The following is a 17241-nucleotide window of genomic DNA, read 5'->3' on the forward strand; positions in this document are numbered from 1 at the left end:
TCTGGGTTTGTGGGAGCGGAGTGCGGTGGAGGGGGAGATCAAGAGCCGCTAGTTGTGTGATGTGGGCAACCTGCGGATACACTGCCCGCCATGGAAACAGCCACCACCTTCGTCGAAGATTCGCTCAACGGCGTGCTGTGGAACATCGTCCCGGTGTTCCTCATCGCCGCCGGCGTCTACTTCGGATTCCGCACCCTATTCGTCCAAATCCGCATGGTCCCCGACATGCTCAAGGCCGTCGCCGAGACGCCCAAGGGCAAGGACCGCGAAGGCCGCGACCTGGACGAAGAGTACGGTGGCGTATCCGCGTTCAAGGCGTTTACCATCTCCGCCGCCTCGCGCGTCGGCACCGGCAACATCGCCGGCGTGGCGCTGGCGATCTCCATCGGCGGGCCGGGTTCGGTGTTCTGGATGTGGCTGCTTGCACTCCTCGGCGGCGCCACCGCGTTTGTGGAGTCCACGCTGGCGCAGCTGTGGAAGACCAAGGACGCGGAAGGCAACTACCACGGCGGGCCCGCTTACTACATGACGCGCGGTCTGGGCTGGAGGCCGCTGGCCGTGCTGTTCTCCGCCTTTTTGGCGCTGACCTACGGCTTTGTCTACAACGCCATCCAGACCAACTCCATCACCGCCGCGATTGAAACCTCCGTGGGCAACGACTCCGTGCTGGTCAAATCCGCAGTCGCCGGTGTGCTGGCGATCCTCACCGCACTGGTCATCTTCGGCGGCGTGACGCGCATCGCATCGTGGACGCAGGTGATCGTGCCGTTTATGGCCGGTGCCTACATCATCATGGGCGTGGTGGTACTCGTGGTGAACTGGCGCGAGATCCCCGCCATGTTCGAGCTGATTGTCAGCCATGCGTTCGGCCTGAAGGAAGTTGCCGGCGCCGGAGTCTGGCTCGCGTTTACCCAAGGCATGCGCCGCGGTCTGTTCTCCAACGAGGCCGGCATGGGCTCCGCCCCGAACGCAGCCGCATCTGCAACCGTGTCCCACCCGGTCAAGCAGGGCCTGGTGCAAACCCTCGGCGTGTACTTTGACACGCTGCTCGTGTGCACCATCACCGCCTTTATCGTGCTGCTCGGCCCGGCCGTGTCCTACGGCATGGACGATGTGCAGGGTGTCTCCCTGACCCAGTCCGCGCTGGCTGATTCCCTGGGCGACTGGAGCGCCCACGCCATCACGGCCATCCTGTTCTTCCTGGCGTTCTCCTCCGTGATTGGCAACTACTACCTCGCGCAGACCAACCTGGAGTACCTCACCGAATCCAAATCTGCGCTCAACATCTTCCGCATCGTTGTCATCGGGTTTGTCATCTTCGGCGCGTTCGGTTCCGTCCCACTCGTGTGGGCGCTCGGCGACACCATGGCTGGCCTGTTAGCCATCTTCAACATCATCGCCATCATCCCGCTCGGCGGCGTGGTGCTGAAGCTGCTGAAGAACTTCAACGACCAGCGCCGCAAGGGCATCGACCCGGTGTTCCACCGTGACATGCTCCCGGAGCTGAAGAACTTGGAGTACTGGGACGGTTCGGACCCGGTGACCCGTCGCAGCGAAGAGGACCGCATCACCATCCGCCAGGGCAACGACGGGCGTTAATCACGGCTACGCTTGGGCGGCATGGCAGACACACGCATGACCGCCCACGTCCGCGGCAACGTCCAGGGGGTGGGGTTTCGCTGGTGGACTCGCTCCCGCGCCCTCGAGCTGGGATTGGCCGGCTACGCGAAGAACCTTGCTGACGGCAGGGTGGAGGTGGTTGCGGAGGGGGCCGAAGGTGACGTCAAGAAGCTAAAAGCCCTTCTTGAAGAGCAGCCTTCGACGGCGAAGCGCCCGGGCAATGTGGAGCACGTTCAGGCGCAGTTCGGGGAGCCGAAGGGCGCGGAGGGGTTTGAGGAGCGATGAGCTCACTGTTTGAACAGGTCGAGCACCAAAGTGGGCAAGCCGAGACGGCGGGTGCAGTCTGAGACGTATTCCCTCGCGTAGGGGTAAATAGCAAAGACTCCAGTGGAGTTCGCGAATGCTTGGAGTTCCTCGTCCGAAAAATCGTTGTCGGAGTCAGCAGTGAATGCGGCGGTGAACGAAGAACGAATATTCGCTACCTGGACGGAATCACTGGAATCTTCGCGGCTGATGGACACGTCGAAGCTGCAATTGACGAGAATAAGGTGGGGATCGGGGGCAGTGCCCGACGAAATCTGTGCCTCGGGGGAGACGTCGAGTGCGACCTCGAGTGGTGCCCCAGGCTCAGGAACTGACATCAGCTCGAGCTGGGAGCTTGTCAGGCGGATATCGCGAAGATTCGACTGGCCTGCAACGCGTCCAGCTAGAACGCGGAGTTCTTCGTGGTTTTCGGCTGCCACCTGTTACACCACCTTTATCTGCTTGTAGGTGAAGTTGGGCCTCGGGATGTCCGAATGGGCGGGATTTCGCGGCGAGGTAGTGGCGGAAACCTGGCGGTACGGAGAGACCAGGGAAGTGACACGGTCGGGAGCGTCCACAGCGAAACGGACTTTAGCGCCGACTGCTCGTGCGTAGCGCTGAACTGTTGACAGCTGCGGATCTGCTTCACCGCGTTCCAGCTCGGAAATCGCTGATTGAGTAGTGCCCATGGTGCTTGCTACTTGGCGTTGGGTTTGGCCAGACGTCTTTCTGATCTGTCGCAGGGTTTCTGCGAGAGCGGAACGGACGGAGGCATCTTCAAATGCATCCGCGAATTCGGGATCGTCCAGAAGGCCCTCAAAATCGACTTCCATGGAGTTGTCATCCGTGTAGTTCATTGCCACCCTCCCTCAAATATCGGTTATGTCCGATATTACTGGTGTGGTGGGGGATGTCAACTGGATTTCCCCTGTTCCCATGTCTTGCTTCGCTCGATTGCCTTGTCCAGCTCTTGTTTTGGGGTCTTTGCACTCTTTTTGACGAAGCACGACAAAATGATGAAGTGGACGGGGGGTCTTGGATGAGCGTGGCACGGTACTGATTCGAACCAACGCGAACCCTTACTTCATAGATGTTGTCTCGCAGGTGCCTCAGGTCTCGGAGCCCAATTTCAGCTCTTCGCAGCCTGTCCAACTTTTTGGCGAGGGCAGCACGCCCTTGGAGATCCAGACTCTCGAACTCCCGCTTGCTCACAGGGACGGAATCGCCGCCCGGCGCGAACCAACGGATCTGGCGCTTGTAAGTCATCCACCCTCCCTTGTTCTGAAATAAAGGTAGCGCGGGTGTCCGACACCGCGCAGTCTTTATTAGGAAGCGCTGGGTTACACTGCCCCAATGCACCTGAAATCGCTGACGCTCAAAGGATTCAAGTCCTTCGCGTCGGCGACGACGATGAAATTCGAGCCCGGCATCTGCGCCGTGGTGGGACCCAACGGCTCCGGCAAATCCAACGTGGTGGATGCGCTCGCGTGGGTGATGGGCGAGCAGGGCGCGAAAAACTTGCGCGGCGGGAAGATGGAAGATGTCATCTTCGCTGGCGCGGGCGGCCGCAAGCCGCTGGGGCGCGCGGAGGTCACGCTCACCTTCGACAACACGGACAAGCGCCTGCCCATCGACTACACAGATGTGGCCATTACCCGCCGCATGTTCCGCGACGGCGCGAGCGAGTACGAGATCAACGGCTCCAAGGCGCGTCTGATGGACATCCAGGAGCTGCTGTCCGATTCCGGTATCGGCCGGGAGATGCACATCATCGTCGGCCAGGGCAAGCTCTCCGAGATCCTGGATTCGCGCCCGGAGGAGCGCCGCGCGTTCATCGAAGAGGCTGCGGGTGTGCTCAAGCACCGCCGCCGCAAGGAGAAGGCGCAGCGCAAGCTCACCGGCATGCAGGCGAACCTGGACCGCCTGACCGACCTCACCGACGAGCTAGGCAAGCAGCTCAAACCCCTGGCCCGCCAGGCGGAGGCCGCCAAGCGGGGCGCGGCGGTGCAGGCGGAGTTGCGCGATGCGAAGCTTAAGCTCGCCGGCGATCAGGTGGTACGGCTGCGCGCGAAGTACGCAGACGCCGAGCGCGCCGCCGAGATGCTGGCGGAGCAGGTGGAGACCGTCACCGCGACGTTGGAGACCGCGGTGGAGGAGCAGGAGGCCGTCGAGGCTCGCCAGCAGGAGCTGCAGCCGCAGGCGCAGGAGGCGCAGCAGCTGTGGTTTGCGCTGTCCACCCTGGCTGAGCGCGTCAGCGCCACCCAGCGCATCGCCTCGGAGCGCTCCCGCAGCTCCAACTCGTTCGCGCCGTTTGCAGGGCAGGATCCGGAGGACCTGGAGGCGCGGGCGCAGCTTGCGGACGAGCGCTACGCCGAAGCCCTCGAAGCCGCCGAAGAAGCCGCGGAGAAGCTCGAGACCATCCGCGAGGAGGTCGCCGAGCGCCAGGAGGCCTTCGACGCCGCCGAGCGCGAACACATGGCGCAGGTGCGCGCGATCGCGGACCGCCGCGAGGGTGTCGTGCGCCTGATCGCGCAGGAGGAATCCCAGGCAGCGGCCGTCGAAGCTGCCGAGGAAGAGGTGCGCCGCCTGGAGGAGACGCTCGCGGAGACGAAGCAGCGCGCCCGCGAGGCCGATGCGGAGGTCGCGTCCGTCGAGGAGCGCATCGCGGGCTTTGCAGCGGAGCGCTCGCCTCTCGACGACGCCTTCGCCCGCGCCCACACCGAGTCCGACGCCGCGGACAAGCGCCTGGACCAGCTGCGGGCGAAGCAGCGCGAGCACGAGCGGGCGGTGGCAACCCTGCAGTCGCGCATTGACACGCTGGCAGAGCAGGCGCCGAAGCGTTCGGCGGAAGACGTGCTCTCCGGGTTTACGGCGCTTGCTGGCTTAGTCACGGTGGAGCCCGGGCTGGACCGCGCGCTCGCTGCGGCGCTCGGCGAGCACGCTGAGGCGCTGGCGGGCGAGGTTTCCGACGACGCGGTCGGCGCGCTGGAGTCGGCCGCCCGCACCGTGGTGGTGGATGCGCGCGGCGGGTCGTCGTGGCGCTTAGACACCGACGGCGAGGTGGACTGGTTGCTCGACCACGTGGAGCTGGACCCAACGGTGGTTGGCCCGGTCACGCGCCTGCTCGCGGACGTGGTGGTGGCGGGCGACCTCGCGGCCGCCCGTGGCGTGGTGCAGCAGGACCCGCGCCTGCGCGCCGTCACGCCTGCGGGCGTGCTGGTGGGCGAGGGGTGGGTCGCCGCCGGCACGGGGCAGACCTCCACGGTGGAGGTCTCGGCCCGCATCGAGGCAGCGAAGTCCGAGTTGGCCGAAGCGCAACAGCTGCTCGAGGAACTCGCCGGCACCCTGGAAGGCGCGACCGTCGCCGCCGACGAGGCTCGCGTGAGCGCCGCGTCCGCCAAGGCGGCGCTGCGCGAGCACGACACCGAAGTGGAATCCTGGCGCCGCGACCTGGCACGCCTGGTCAAGCAGGCCGAGGCGAACAAGTCCGAGCACGAGCGCGCGGCAGCGCGTGCGAACGAGGCGGACGCGCGCCTGGCCCAACGCCGCAGCGAGTTGGAGGAGACGCGCGACCGCCTCACTCGCGTGGACACGGACGTGGCGGAGTCGCCGGAGGAGCCGTCGACGGAGCAGCGTGACCAGGCCAGAAACGCGCTCAACCACGCCAAATCGCTGGAAATGGAGGCCACGCTCGCCTCGCGCACCGCGCAGCAACGGGCCGAGGCCGAGGCGGGCAAGGGCGATGCGTTGCGACGGCAGGCGGAGCAGGAGCGGCAGGCGAAGGCCCGCCATGAAGCGGCGATGGCTCGCCGGAGGGCGGAAGGGGAGCTGGCCGGTGCTGTCGAGAAGCACGCGCGTGATCTCGCCGCCCGCATCGAGGACGCGCTCGCCCGCGCTACCGCCCAGCGCGATGATTTGAACGCGCAGGTCAATTCTTTGCAGGGCAAGGTGCAGCAGGCGCGCCAGCAGGTGGGCGCCACCCGCCAGCAGCTCGCGCGGTTGACGGACAACGCGCACCAGTCCGACATCGCGCGCTCGCAGGCGCAGGTGCGCATCGATGAGGCGGAGGCCAACATCACCGCGTCGCTGGGCATCGCCGTCGCCGACCTGCTGGCGGACTACACCCCAGGCGAGGACTTCGACCGCGACGCCGAGCAGAAGCGCCTCAAGCAGGCGGAGAAGGACCTGCGCGCCCTGGGCAAGGTCAACCCGCTGGCGCTGGAGGAATTCAAGGCGTTGGAGGAGCGCTACACGTTTTTGAGCACGCAGCTCGACGACGTGATCCAGGCCCGCAAGGACCTCACGAACGTGATCGAGGACGTGGACGCGCAGATCCTGCAGCTGTTCACCGACGCCTGGGCGGACGTGGAGGCCGAGTTCCCGCGCGTGTTCCAAACACTGTTCCCGGGCGGCGAGGCGCGGCTTGTGCTCACCGAGCCGGAGGACATGCTCGCCACCGGCATCGAGATCGAGGCCCGCCCGCCGGGCAAGCGAGTCAAGCGTTTGTCCTTGCTTTCCGGCGGTGAAAAGTCCCTGACCGCGCTTGCCTTCCTGGTGGCCATCTTCCGCGCGCGCCCCAGCCCGTTCTACGTGCTGGACGAGGTGGAGGCAGCGCTTGACGACGTCAACCTCCGCCGCCTCATCGCCCTGCTCGAGGAACTGCGGCAGGACTCCCAGCTCATCGTGATCACCCACCAGAAGCCCACCATGGACGTGGCGAACGTGCTCTACGGCGTGACCATGCGCGGCGACGGTGTCACCCGCGTGCTTTCGCAGCGTATGCAGCCTGCCGGGGCTGCGCCCGCCATGTAGTATCATCCAAAAGTTGGAGAAAGGATGAATATGTCTGTATCGCGTAGCTCGGCGGTTGTGGGTGTTTTCGCGCTGGCTCTCTTTGTTGGCGGATGCTCCACCTCAGCGGATTTGGACGGCACCTACACCAAGGTTGAATCAGCTGGTGAGGAGAAACTGACCAGTACTCTCACCATCGACGGGGGAGACTGCACGCTGCACCACGTCGCCGAGCCCGAAAATGTTGAGGCTGACGAGGCGTGCACCGTCGATGAGGATAACCTCATTTTCACCGCGGATGGCTCGGAAACACGGTTGCCGGTCACTCAAACGGATGAGGGGGATTTGCGGATCGGACTCGGCGACGGAGAGCTCTACCAAAAGAGCCACTAGGGCCTTCTTGATGCCCGCCCCCGCGTGATGTCGGCGGTGCTGGCACACTAGAGCGCATGGATCTCAATGCTTTAGTCAACAGCACTGCGTTTTGGATTGTCCTCGCAGTAATCGTCATCGCGCTGATCCTCATCGGCGTTGTTGTCGCCGGAAAGAAGCGCAGGGAATCGAAGACCATCTCCTTCGACAAGGTCGAAGAGCCCAAGGAGCTGACCCAGCAGGAGAAGTCAGGCAACTACCAGGCCAAGGGCGGCTTCAACTTCGCGCAGGCGGACGCGCAGCCGAAGCAGCCGGAGCCGGTTCGTCGCGACAAGCCCGCGCCGGAGGCAGCCGCGGCCTTTGTCCCACCGAAGCACGAGGAAGGGGAGACCGTGGTCGAGCGCGCAATTTCGCGTGACGACGAACCACAGGTCCCCACCGAGACTTCCCAATCAGCGCAGGCAGAGCCTGCCGCTGACGAACCGGTGGAGCCGGCTGACGAACCCGTGGAGCCGGAGCGGCCCGCCGAGCAGCAACCGGTTGCGGATGTCCCGGCGGAGCCCGTCGAGAAGCAACCGGCCCCCGAGAAGGCCGCCGTCGAAGAGGAGCTGCGAGTCCAGGAGGAAGAGCTCCCGGTTGCGGAGGACGTTGTCACGGAACCTGACCCGGTCGAGCCGGAGGCCACTTCAGAGGCTGCATCCGCGGAAGCCGAGGCGGAGGAGGCTGCCGCGGCTGCTGCTGCAGCGCAGACTAGCGCCGATGAAGCGCGTCAGGAGGGCGCCGAGGTCTCCGACGACGCCGTCGTGGTTGAGGCGCCAACAGAGGAGCCGATCGACGACATCGCACCGGCCGCAGGGCGCATGGGTAAGCTGCGCGGGCGCCTGTCGCGCTCTCAGAACGCGATCGGCCAGGGCCTGTTGGGCATCCTCACCGCGGGCGACCTGGACGAGGACGCCTGGGAGGAAATCGAGGACACGCTGATCATGGCGGACCTCGGCGCCGAGCTGACCATGAAGGTCACCGACTCGCTGCGCGAGAAGATCGCCGAGCGCGGCGTGGAGACCGAGGACCAGGCCCGCGCGATGCTGCGCGAAACGCTCATCGAGGCCGCGCGCCCCGAGATGGACCGCTCGATCAAGGCCATGCCGAACGACGGCAAACCCGCCGTGATCCTGGTCGTCGGCGTCAACGGCACCGGCAAGACCACCACCACCGGCAAGCTCGCGCGCGTGCTGGTGTCCATGGGCCACTCCGTGGTCCTCGGCGCGGCGGATACCTTCCGCGCGGCCGCCGCGGACCAGCTGGAGACCTGGGGCAAGCGCGTCGGCGCTTCCACCGTGCGCGGCAAGGAGGGCGCGGACCCGGCGTCCGTCGCCTTCGACGCCGTGGCCACCGGTGTCGCCGAGGGCGCGGACGTTGTGCTCGTGGACACCGCCGGCCGCCTGCACACCTCCACCGGACTGATGGACCAGCTGGGCAAGGTCAAGCGCGTGGTGGAGAAGAAGAGCAACGTCGACGAGGTCCTGCTCGTGCTGGATGCCACCGTCGGCCAAAACGGCATCATGCAGGCGCGCGTGTTCCGCGAGGTCGTGGACATCACCGGCGTGGTGCTGACCAAGCTGGACGGCACCGCGAAGGGCGGCATCGTTTTCCAGGTGCAGGAGGAGCTCGGTGTGCCGGTAAAGCTCGTCGGCCTGGGTGAGGGCGCAGACGATCTTGCGCCGTTTGAGGTGGAAAGCTTCGTCGACGCGTTGCTCGGCTAAGCATTTGCCTATCGACGCGCACGCGCCCCGGCGATGACACAGTGATGTGCCCATTGCCCGGGGCGCGCGCTAGTCTTGTGGGGATTATTTTCCGCTAGCAGCACAAGGGAGCGTGCACACCGTGTTCGAGTCACTGTCCGACCGCCTCCAATCAGCCCTCGGCGGCCTGCGCGGCAAGGGCAAGCTCACCGAGGAAGACATCAACGCCACCGCGCGCGAGATCCGTCTCGCCCTGCTTGAGGCGGACGTCTCGCTCACCGTCGTGCGCGCGTTTATCAAGCGCGTCAAGGAGCGTGCGCTCGGCGCAGATGTGTCCGCGGCGCTGAACCCTGCACAGCAGGTGATCAAGATCGTCGACGAGGAGCTGACCAACATCCTCGGCGGCGAAACGCGCCGGCTGAACATGGCGAAAAACCCGCCGACCGTGATCATGCTCGCCGGCCTGCAAGGTGCCGGTAAGACCACGCTCGCCGGCAAGCTGGCACACCATCTGGCCAAGCAGGGCCACACCCCGATGCTGGTGGCCTGCGACCTGCAGCGCCCCGGCGCGGTGCAGCAGCTGCAGATCGTTGGCGAGCGCGCCGGCGTGCCCACCTTCGCCCCGGACCCGGGCACGTCGCTGGACTCCTACGAGCACGAGATGGGCACCTCCCACGGCGACCCGGTTGCCGTGGCGCAGCAGGGCATCGAGCACGCCAAGCACCAGAAGAACGACGTGGTCATCATCGATACCGCCGGTCGCCTCGGCATCGACGAGACGCTGATGACCCAGGCGCGCAATATCCGCGACGCAGTCAACCCCGACGAGGTCCTCTTTGTCATCGACGCCATGATCGGCCAGGACGCGGTGAAGACCGCCGAGGCGTTCGCCCAGGGCGTGGACTTCACCGGCGTGGTGCTGACCAAGCTCGACGGCGACGCCCGCGGCGGTGCGGCACTGTCCATCCGTGAGGTCACCGGCAAGCCGATCCTGTACGCGTCGACAGGCGAGAAGCTCGAAGACTTCGACGTCTTCCACCCGGAGCGCATGTCCAGCCGCATCCTCGGCATGGGCGATTTGCTCTCCCTGATCGAGCAGGCCGAGGCGACCTACAACGAGCAGGACGCTGAGGCTGCCGCCAACAAGCTCACCTCCGGCGAGCTGACCCTTGAGGACTTCCTGGACCAGTTGCTGATGATCCGCCGCATGGGGCCCATCGGCAACCTGCTGAAGATGATGCCGGGCGGCAAGCAGATGAACCAGATGGCCGACATGGTCGACGAGAAGCAACTCGACCGCATCCAGGCCATCATCCGCGGCATGACGCCCGAGGAGCGCCAGGACCCGAAGATCCTCAACGCCTCTCGACGCAAGCGCATCGCCAACGGCTCCGGTGTGAAAGTCTCCGACGTCAACCAACTCGTCGACCGCTTTTTCGAAGCCAAGAAGATGATGGGGCAGATGGCCAGCCAGTTCGGCCTGCCGGGGATGCCGGGCATGGGTGGCGGCCGCTCCGCCACGAAGAAGAAGCCGAAGGGACGCAAGGGCAAAAACGGCAAGCGCAAGCCGCCGAAGCGCGGAGGCGGCATGCCCAAGATGCCGGGGATGCCTGGCATGGGCGGCATGCCGGACCCGAAGGAGCTGGAGAAGCTCCAGGAACAGCTGCCGGCAGGCATGCAGGGCATGGATCTGAATAACCTCGACTTCAACGAGGCGATGAAGCGCATGCAGAAGGGCAAGTTCTTCTAGCCGGCGGCGCGGTGCGCTGCTCCGGAGGGCCTGCCAACCGGCGGCACTCTCCCGCGGACCCCGAGCGGAGGACCCCTAGTATGGCCAGTTTTCGGCCGTACTAGGGGTTTCTCGCTCTGGTTCTGTGGGGCGGGCCGGGGCCCGGCGTTCCGGTAAGGTCTTCGGCACGGATCCAGCTAGTAGGACCCAGCTATTAGCCGAAAAATGGCGAATAACGAGCCCCTACTAGCTGGATCCGCGGAATGGGGCGGTCAAAGGGGAGCGCCTACGGGGTGGCCCGGCGCCCGGCCCGGCGCCAACGGGTGGGGCTACGGGGTGGCCGGAGGGGCGTCGAGAAGCGAAAGCTCCTCGAAGATCGGCGCGAGGCGCTCCCACAGCACCGGCGTCAGGGACTCGGCGTAGGCGTTGGAGATGTGGTTCTGGTCGCGGTAGATGTACACGTTGCCGATCTGGGGCGGGCACAGGCCGTCGACGCAGTACCAGCCGGCGGTGTCGATTTCCCACTGCGCGTAGGCGTCGTCGAGGAAGTACGCGGCCGGGTCCTCGGGAGCGTAGACCATGTCCGCCGCCATCGAGCAGGCGTGCTCGGAGTAGCCCGCCACAATGCACAGGTTCGGGTCCATCGGCTCGCCGGTGGGGGTGAACATCCACGGGTTGTCGCGCAAGCCCACGAAGGGGATGCCCAGCTCTGCCAGGCGCTGCCATAGGTTGGCGTAGGCGTTAGGCACGTAGTCGGCGGAGACGCGGCCGTCGCCGGCGTGGCCTGCGGGGCGGGTGGAGGTGGAGATGAGCATGTCGGGCTGCAGGTTGATGATTTCCTGCATCGCGTTTTCGCCCCATTCGGCGCACTCGGGGGAGACGATGTCGTTGGCGGGGTCTAGTGGGCCGCCGACCACTAGCGGGCACTCCTGTCGCACGAAGGTGGCGACCTTGAAGTGGTGCTCCTTGCCCAGCTTGTCCAGGGGGACAATGAACGGCTCGATGTGGGAGCCGCCGGCGAGCACGATTGTCGTGTCCGCCTCTAGGTCGCCGTAGGTGCAGTCCGGGCCGGGCATGGCGTCGGGGGCTTCGGGGAGGAAGATCATGCAGTCGTCGAGCCCGATGGGTGGGAACATGCCGGCGATGAGGTTCGGGTCCGGCTGCGGTTTCATATCCGGCACCTGCGCGCCTTGGATGGCGCGGGCGCCGGGGTAATTCACCGGGTCGAGTGTCTTATCCGCGCTGTCGACTCGGTTGTCCCAGTACGGTTGGACGGCCAGGGCGACTGCGAACAGTGCTGCGGCGAGCACTCCGCCGACTGCACGCGCGGCGCCGGGCAAGGTGCGTAGCGACGCCTTCGCGGCCGCCACTGGGTCGTCGTCGCCACGCGGGCGGGGGCGGTGCTGGCGCAGCGGGTCCTCCACGAGCGTGTGCGTGACGTGCGCCAGGCACAGCGACACCACGATGACAAGTGCGCCCAGCCAGGCCGGCGGGGTGTCGTAGCCGCCGATGACGGTGACGATGATCAGTAGCGGCCAGTGCCACAGGTACAGCGAGTAGGCCACGCTGCCGAGCCAGGTCATCGGGGCGGAGGCGAGCACCTTGGACACGCCGTTGGCGTTGCCCGAGAGGATCACCAGCGCTGCGCCGGTCAGCGGGATCAGGGCGACGGGGCCGGGGAACGCCAGCGAGGTGGGCACGATGAAACCCGTGATGGCGATGAGTGCCACGCCCAACAGCGCGGTGAGCCACGCGGTGGCCTGTGGCAGGAACCGGTTCGCCGGCACGAACGCCAGCAGCGCGCCGAGGGAGAGCTCCCACGCGCGGGAGAACGTGGAGTAGTAGTTCTCGCCTGTGCCCTCCAGCCCGAAGCGGGAAGCCCAGGCGAACGATGCCACGGTGATCACAGCCAGCAGCGCGATGGCGGCGCGGCGGGCGTGTTCAGGCTTCGCGTGCAGCTTCGCGACGGCCACGGCTACGACCCAGCCCAGCAGAATGCCGAAGACGTAGAACTGCCCCTGCACGGACATGGACCACAGGTGCTGCAGGGGGGAGGTCTCCTGGCTGGCCGCGGCGTAATCCGCGTTCTGCGACATCAGCTCCCAGTTTTGGAAGTACAGCATCGACGCGGTGACCTGGCGGGACAGCTCCACGCCCATTAGTTCCGGGGTAAACGCCAGCACAAGACCGACGACCACGACCACCACCAGCGCCAGCGCCGGCACCAGCCTGCGGATGGTGCGCCACAACGGCCACCACGGATTCAGGTTCGGATTCGGGCGCAGCGCGTAGCGCAGCTGGCCGCCGAGGAAAAAGTAGCCGGACAGCAGCAGGAAAACGTCCACGCCGCCGGAGACGCGGCCGACGAACACGTGGAAGATTACCACGAGCGCGATGGCGAACCCGCGTAAACCGTCCAGGTCGACGCGGTAGGCGGTGGAGCCCTTCGTCGGCTGCGGTGGGTGCCCTGCCGTCGTACTCAACCGTTTCTCCAACCCGTCATGTCGTGTGTGGTTCTGTGATGTGCCGACTATCGTCACAAGCGGTTAAGGACAATACCGTCCCTGACGCGCTGGACCGAACCGGACTCGCGCGGGCATGACCGGGCAAAAGCGGACGCGTGTTTTGGAACCGGGGCGAAGCGCGCGTAAGGTATCACGGGTTGTCCGGCGTGTATGTGCGCCTGGCACGACAAGTCCATAACTGCGTACGCGCCGGATCCGTCTTGCCCTTGCTTCCAAACAAGGGAGGTCGCCCGGCCAGGCACGCGCAGGGTAAATAAGAAGGGTTGAACCGGCTCGTCGATAAGTGGCGAGTGTCTGCACTGCCCAGTGACCTAAAAGGAAGTACACCATGGCTGTAAAGATCAAGCTGCAGCGCGTTGGCAAGATCCGCAACGCGCAGTACCGCGTCGTCATCGCTGACGCCCGCACCCGTCGCGACGGTGCCGTCATCGAGAACATCGGTATCTACCACCCGAAGGAAGAGCCGTCGCTCATCCGCATCGATTCCGAGCGCGCTCAGTACTGGCTGGGCGTCGGCGCGCAGCCGACCGAGCCGGTGATGGCACTGTTGAAGGTGACCGGCGACTGGCAGAAGCACAAGGGCATCGACGGCGCCGAGGGCACCCTGAAGGTGGCCGAGGAGAAGCCGTCCAAGCTCGACCTGTTCAACCAGGCGCTGGAGGAGGCCAAGAACGGCCCGACCGCTGAGGCCATCACCGAGAAGCGCAAGAAGGCCAAGGAAGAGGCTGAGGCGAAGGAGGCCGCTGAGGCCGCCGCTGCTGCCGAGGCTGAGGCTGCTGAGGCTGAGGGCGAGTCCGCCGAGGCTGAGTCCGAGGACGCTGAAGCCGAGGAGAACTAAGCACTCTTCGCTTATCGACGAACCCCCGTTCCCGCACACCGCGCGCGGAACGGGGGTTTCGCGTTGGCGGGGGGGAGTCCTTTTGTCACCGGGCCGTCCACCCTGCCACTTTCGCAAACCCTGGGATCCACAGCCTGGGTTCGCGCAAAATTCGGCCATTCCCAGGATGAGCCTCCCAGGGTCTGTCTAGGCGGCGCAGAGGGAGCTGGCGCAGCCAGGAACGTTCGGCGAACCGGCGGCCTGCTACCGTGATCTCCCATGGAGCTGCAGATCGGCCGCGTGGTCAAGTCCCACGGCGTGAAAGGTGAGGTTGCCGTCGAGTTGCTGGCGGACGAGTCGGAGGAGCACATCGTCGTCGGCGCTGTGCTCACCGGCCGCCAGGCGGGCAAGGAGCGGGAGCTGACCGTGAAGACGGTGCGCCCGCATCAGAAGCGCCTGCTGGTCAGCTTCGAGGAGGTGCCGGACCGCACCGCCGCCGACAGTTTGCGCGGCATGAAGTTCTTCGCCGAGCCGCTGGAGCGCGAGGAAGGCTCGGACGAGTACTACAACCACGAGCTCATCGGCCTGAAGGTGCGGCACGACGGCGACGAGGTCGGCGAGGTCACCGGCGTGATGGACGCGCCGAACCGGAAGATCTTGGAGATCGACTACAACGGCAAGGACGTCATGGTCCCGTTCGTGATGGACTTCGTCCCGGAGCTCGATACGGATGCGGGCTATCTCACCATCACCCCGCCCGAGGGCCTGCTTGATGTCTAACTTGCGCTTAGACGTCGTCACCATTTTCCCCGAATACCTCGACCCGCTGCGCCACGCGCTGCTGGGCAAGGCGATCGAGCAGGGGATCCTGTCGGTGGGCGTGCACGACTTGCGCGATTGGGCCACTGGCAACCACAAGTCTGTGGACGCCCCGCCGCTGGGCGGGGGACCGGGCATGGTGATGAAGCCGGAGGTGTGGGGCCCCGCGCTTGACGACGTCGCCAAAGGCCGCCCCGGAACATCGCTTGAGACCGCCGCGGCGCACCGCAACGACAAGCTACGCCACGACGACGTGCACGAGGTCGCACCCCGCCCGTACGAAGGCGGTGAGGACGACAGCAAACCGCTGCTGCTCGTGCCCACCCCCGCCGGCAAGCCCTTCACCCAGCAGGACGCGCAGGCGTGGTCGCGCGAGGAGCACATCGTGTTCGCCTGCGGGCGCTACGAGGGCATCGACCAGCGCGTCTTCGATGACGCGGCGAAGCGCTACCGGGTGCGTGAGGTGTCCATAGGCGACTATGTGCTCATCGGCGGCGAGGTTGCTGTCCTGGTCATCGCTGAAGCAGTGACGCGCCTGATCCCGGGCGTGCTGGGCAACACCGAAAGCCATGAGGACGACAGCTTCTCCGACGGTCTGCTCGAGGGCCCGAGCTACACCAAGCCGCGTGTTTGGCGCGGCCTCGAGGCGCCGGCGGTGCTCACCTCCGGCGACCACGCCAAGGTGGAGGCCTGGCGCAGGGAGCAGTCCTTGAAGCGCACCCGCGAGGTCCGCCCCGAGCTGCTGGAAAAAACACCGCTCAGCGAGGACGACCGGTTCATGTTGGACGCACGCGACGTGCTCACGACGGTGAGAGTGGACGGGGCGACGCGGATCGTCGTGAAGCAATTGCGCAGAGCCCTGAAAAAGGCTGGCTACCGCGACCCTGAGATCACGCTCGAGGGGGATACGCTCACCGTCGCCGGGCGTACCGCGCTCGCGCTCGATGAGGCGACGCGGGCGGTGGAAAAGGCGCTGCCAACTGGGGCTTATCAGTCGGGCGGGACGATAGAGGTTTAACCTATCTGGTGGGCAACATCACCCTATGAAAATTTAAAGGTCTGACCAATCGGGCAATACACTTGGGTGCGTTACACGCGTAAGAAAGGACACCCATGCTCGCGTCAGTGCTCGACCCAACGTCCGCGGTCGCCATCGTCCTGCAAATCCTGATCATCCTCAGCGCCCTGCTGCTGGGCACCCGCTACGGCGGGCTCGGCCTCGGCCTGATCTCCGGCATCGGTTTGATGCTCATGGTGTTCGTCTTCGGCCTCGAGCCGGGCGAACCGCCCGTCGGCGTGATGCTCACCATCATCGCCGTGATCGGATGTGCGGCCACGCTGCAGCAATCGCGCGGCCTCGAGGTAATGATGCAGCAGGCGGAGAAACTGCTGCGCGCCCACCCAGAGCGAATCACCATCCTCGCGCCGCTAACCACCTGGTTCCTGACGGTGCTGTGCGGCACCGGGCACGTGGTTTACACCATGTTCCCCATCATCGAGGACATCGCGGTGAAAAAGGGCATCCGCCCGGAGCGCCCCATGGCCGTGGCGTCCACGTCCGCGCAGATGGGAATCACCGCCTCGCCGGTGTCGGTGGCCACGGTCTCGCTCGCGTCGATCCTGGCGGAAAACGCCGGCGTGATTGACAAGGCGTACTCCATCCCGCAGATCCTCATGGTGGCCATCCCGGCGTCGCTGTCCGGCGTTGTCCTTGCCGCGCTCTGGTCGCTGCGCCGCGGCAAGGACCTGGACAAGGACCCGGTGTTCCAGGAGCGCATGCAGGATCCGGCGTTCGCTGAATCCATTAACAAGTCCAGCCACTCGCTGCTGGACGAGGTCTTTCCCAAGTCCGCCCGCAACGCCGTCTGGGTCTTCCTCGGTGCCATCGCGTTCGTGGTGGTGCTCGGCGCGTTCGAGGGCCTGCGGCCCGCGTTCGACGACGGCGACGGCGGCGTCAAGCCGCTGTCGATGAACCTGGCCATCCAGATGGTGATGCTCTTCGCCGGTGCGATCATTCTGCTGTTTTGCAAGGTGGACCACAAGAAAATCGCCTCGACTCCGGTGTTCAAGGCCGGCATGACGGCGGTGTTCTCCGTCTTCGGCGTGGCCTGGATGGCGGACACGTTCTTTAGCGCTCACATCGACCAGCTCGAGTCCAGCCTGGGCTCCGTTGTGGAGGCCGCGCCGTGGGCGTACGCGATCGTGCTGCTCATCGTGTCCAAGCTGGTCAACTCGCAGGCCGCCGCGCTGGTCGCCATCGCCCCGATCGGCCTGGCGCTGGGCATCGACCCGAAGGTCATCGTCGGCTTTTACGGCGCAGCCTACGGCTACTGGATCCTGCCCACCTACCCGTCCGATTTGGCCTGCATCGGCTTCGACCGCACCGGCACCACGCGCATTGGCAAGTTCGTGGTCAACCACTCGTTCCTCATCCCGGGCGCGATTTCGGTGTTCACCTCGTGCGTGGTGGGCTCGCTTCTGGCGCAGGTGCTGCTGTAAAGCTGCCGCCAAAATGGCGCGACT

General features: G+C 65.7%; 13 protein-coding genes and 1 pseudogene. 10 read left to right on the top strand and 4 right to left on the bottom strand.

Annotated elements, in window-relative coordinates; genetic code table 11:
- The first annotated feature begins 90 nt into the window (after nt 1–90).
- Complete coding sequence (locus QP996_RS01030; protein ID WP_284870769.1) at nt 91–1599, top strand: alanine/glycine:cation symporter family protein; 1509 nt, start codon at nt 91–93, stop codon at nt 1597–1599.
- Between the two features lie 21 nt (nt 1600–1620).
- Entirely contained in the window at nt 1621–1905 is a 285-nt protein-coding gene (locus tag QP996_RS01035) for an acylphosphatase (protein ID WP_284870770.1), read from the top strand.
- 2 nt (nt 1906–1907) lie between these two features.
- Here the strand turns inward: QP996_RS01035 and QP996_RS01040 are convergent, their stop codons facing one another.
- The 3 genes from QP996_RS01040 to QP996_RS11835 are packed head-to-tail and all read right to left on the bottom strand — an operon-like array spanning nt 1908 to nt 2935.
- The gene (locus tag QP996_RS01040) at nt 1908–2363 is read right to left on the bottom strand and encodes a protein-export chaperone SecB (protein WP_284870771.1); all 456 of its coding nucleotides are present in this window, start codon (nt 2361–2363) and stop codon (nt 1908–1910) included.
- A gap of 3 nt (nt 2364–2366) precedes the next feature.
- On the bottom strand, nt 2367–2780 hold the full coding sequence (locus QP996_RS01045; RefSeq protein WP_284870773.1) for a helix-turn-helix domain-containing protein: 414 nt from the start codon (nt 2778–2780) through the stop codon (nt 2367–2369).
- A gap of 56 nt (nt 2781–2836) precedes the next feature.
- Nucleotides 2837–2935 carry a hypothetical protein gene (locus tag QP996_RS11835; RefSeq protein ID WP_350309499.1) on the bottom strand — a complete coding sequence of 33 codons (99 nt, stop codon included), beginning with the start codon at nt 2933–2935 and terminating at the stop codon, nt 2837–2839.
- Nucleotides 2936–3276: 341 nt separating this feature from the next.
- Between QP996_RS11835 and smc the strand changes: the two genes are divergently transcribed.
- From smc to ffh, 4 genes are all read left to right on the top strand, one after another.
- Nucleotides 3277–6735, top strand: a complete 3459-nt coding sequence (gene smc, locus QP996_RS01050; RefSeq protein WP_284870774.1) for a chromosome segregation protein SMC — start codon at nt 3277–3279, stop codon at nt 6733–6735.
- Nucleotides 6736–6765: 30 nt separating this feature from the next.
- Nucleotides 6766–7107, top strand: a complete 342-nt coding sequence (locus QP996_RS01055) for a hypothetical protein (protein ID WP_284870775.1) — start codon at nt 6766–6768, stop codon at nt 7105–7107.
- 56 nt (nt 7108–7163) lie between these two features.
- Nucleotides 7164–8849 (top strand): signal recognition particle-docking protein FtsY, encoded by a 1686-nt coding sequence (gene ftsY / locus QP996_RS01060; protein ID WP_284870776.1) that lies wholly within the window; start codon nt 7164–7166, stop codon nt 8847–8849.
- A gap of 121 nt (nt 8850–8970) precedes the next feature.
- Nucleotides 8971–10578 carry a signal recognition particle protein gene (gene ffh / locus QP996_RS01065; RefSeq protein WP_284870908.1) on the top strand — a complete coding sequence of 536 codons (1608 nt, stop codon included), beginning with the start codon at nt 8971–8973 and terminating at the stop codon, nt 10576–10578.
- Nucleotides 10579–10886: 308 nt separating this feature from the next.
- Here the strand turns inward: ffh and QP996_RS01070 are convergent, their stop codons facing one another.
- Nucleotides 10887–13040, bottom strand: coding sequence for an acyltransferase family protein (locus QP996_RS01070; RefSeq protein ID WP_284870777.1), 2154 nt, complete (start codon nt 13038–13040; stop codon nt 10887–10889).
- A gap of 370 nt (nt 13041–13410) precedes the next feature.
- Between QP996_RS01070 and rpsP the strand changes: the two genes are divergently transcribed.
- The 4 genes and pseudogenes from rpsP (at nt 13411) to QP996_RS01090 (ending at nt 17217) form a co-directional block, all read left to right on the top strand.
- The gene (gene rpsP / locus QP996_RS01075) at nt 13411–13920 is read left to right on the top strand and encodes a 30S ribosomal protein S16 (protein ID WP_284870778.1); all 510 of its coding nucleotides are present in this window, start codon (nt 13411–13413) and stop codon (nt 13918–13920) included.
- 258 nt (nt 13921–14178) lie between these two features.
- Nucleotides 14179–14679 carry a ribosome maturation factor RimM gene (gene rimM, locus QP996_RS01080; RefSeq protein WP_284870779.1) on the top strand — a complete coding sequence of 167 codons (501 nt, stop codon included), beginning with the start codon at nt 14179–14181 and terminating at the stop codon, nt 14677–14679.
- A gap of 1 nt (nt 14680) precedes the next feature.
- A pseudogene (gene trmD, locus QP996_RS01085) lies at nt 14681–15502 on the top strand (tRNA (guanosine(37)-N1)-methyltransferase TrmD); the annotation flags it as partial.
- A gap of 329 nt (nt 15503–15831) precedes the next feature.
- A complete protein-coding gene (locus tag QP996_RS01090) occupies nt 15832–17217 on the top strand; it encodes an anaerobic C4-dicarboxylate transporter (RefSeq protein WP_284870780.1) in 1386 nt (461 codons plus the stop codon).
- Nucleotides 17218–17241: the final 24 nt, after the last annotated feature.

Source organism: Corynebacterium sp. MSK008 (assembly GCF_030232585.1).
Taxonomy (GTDB): domain Bacteria; phylum Actinomycetota; class Actinomycetes; order Mycobacteriales; family Mycobacteriaceae; genus Corynebacterium.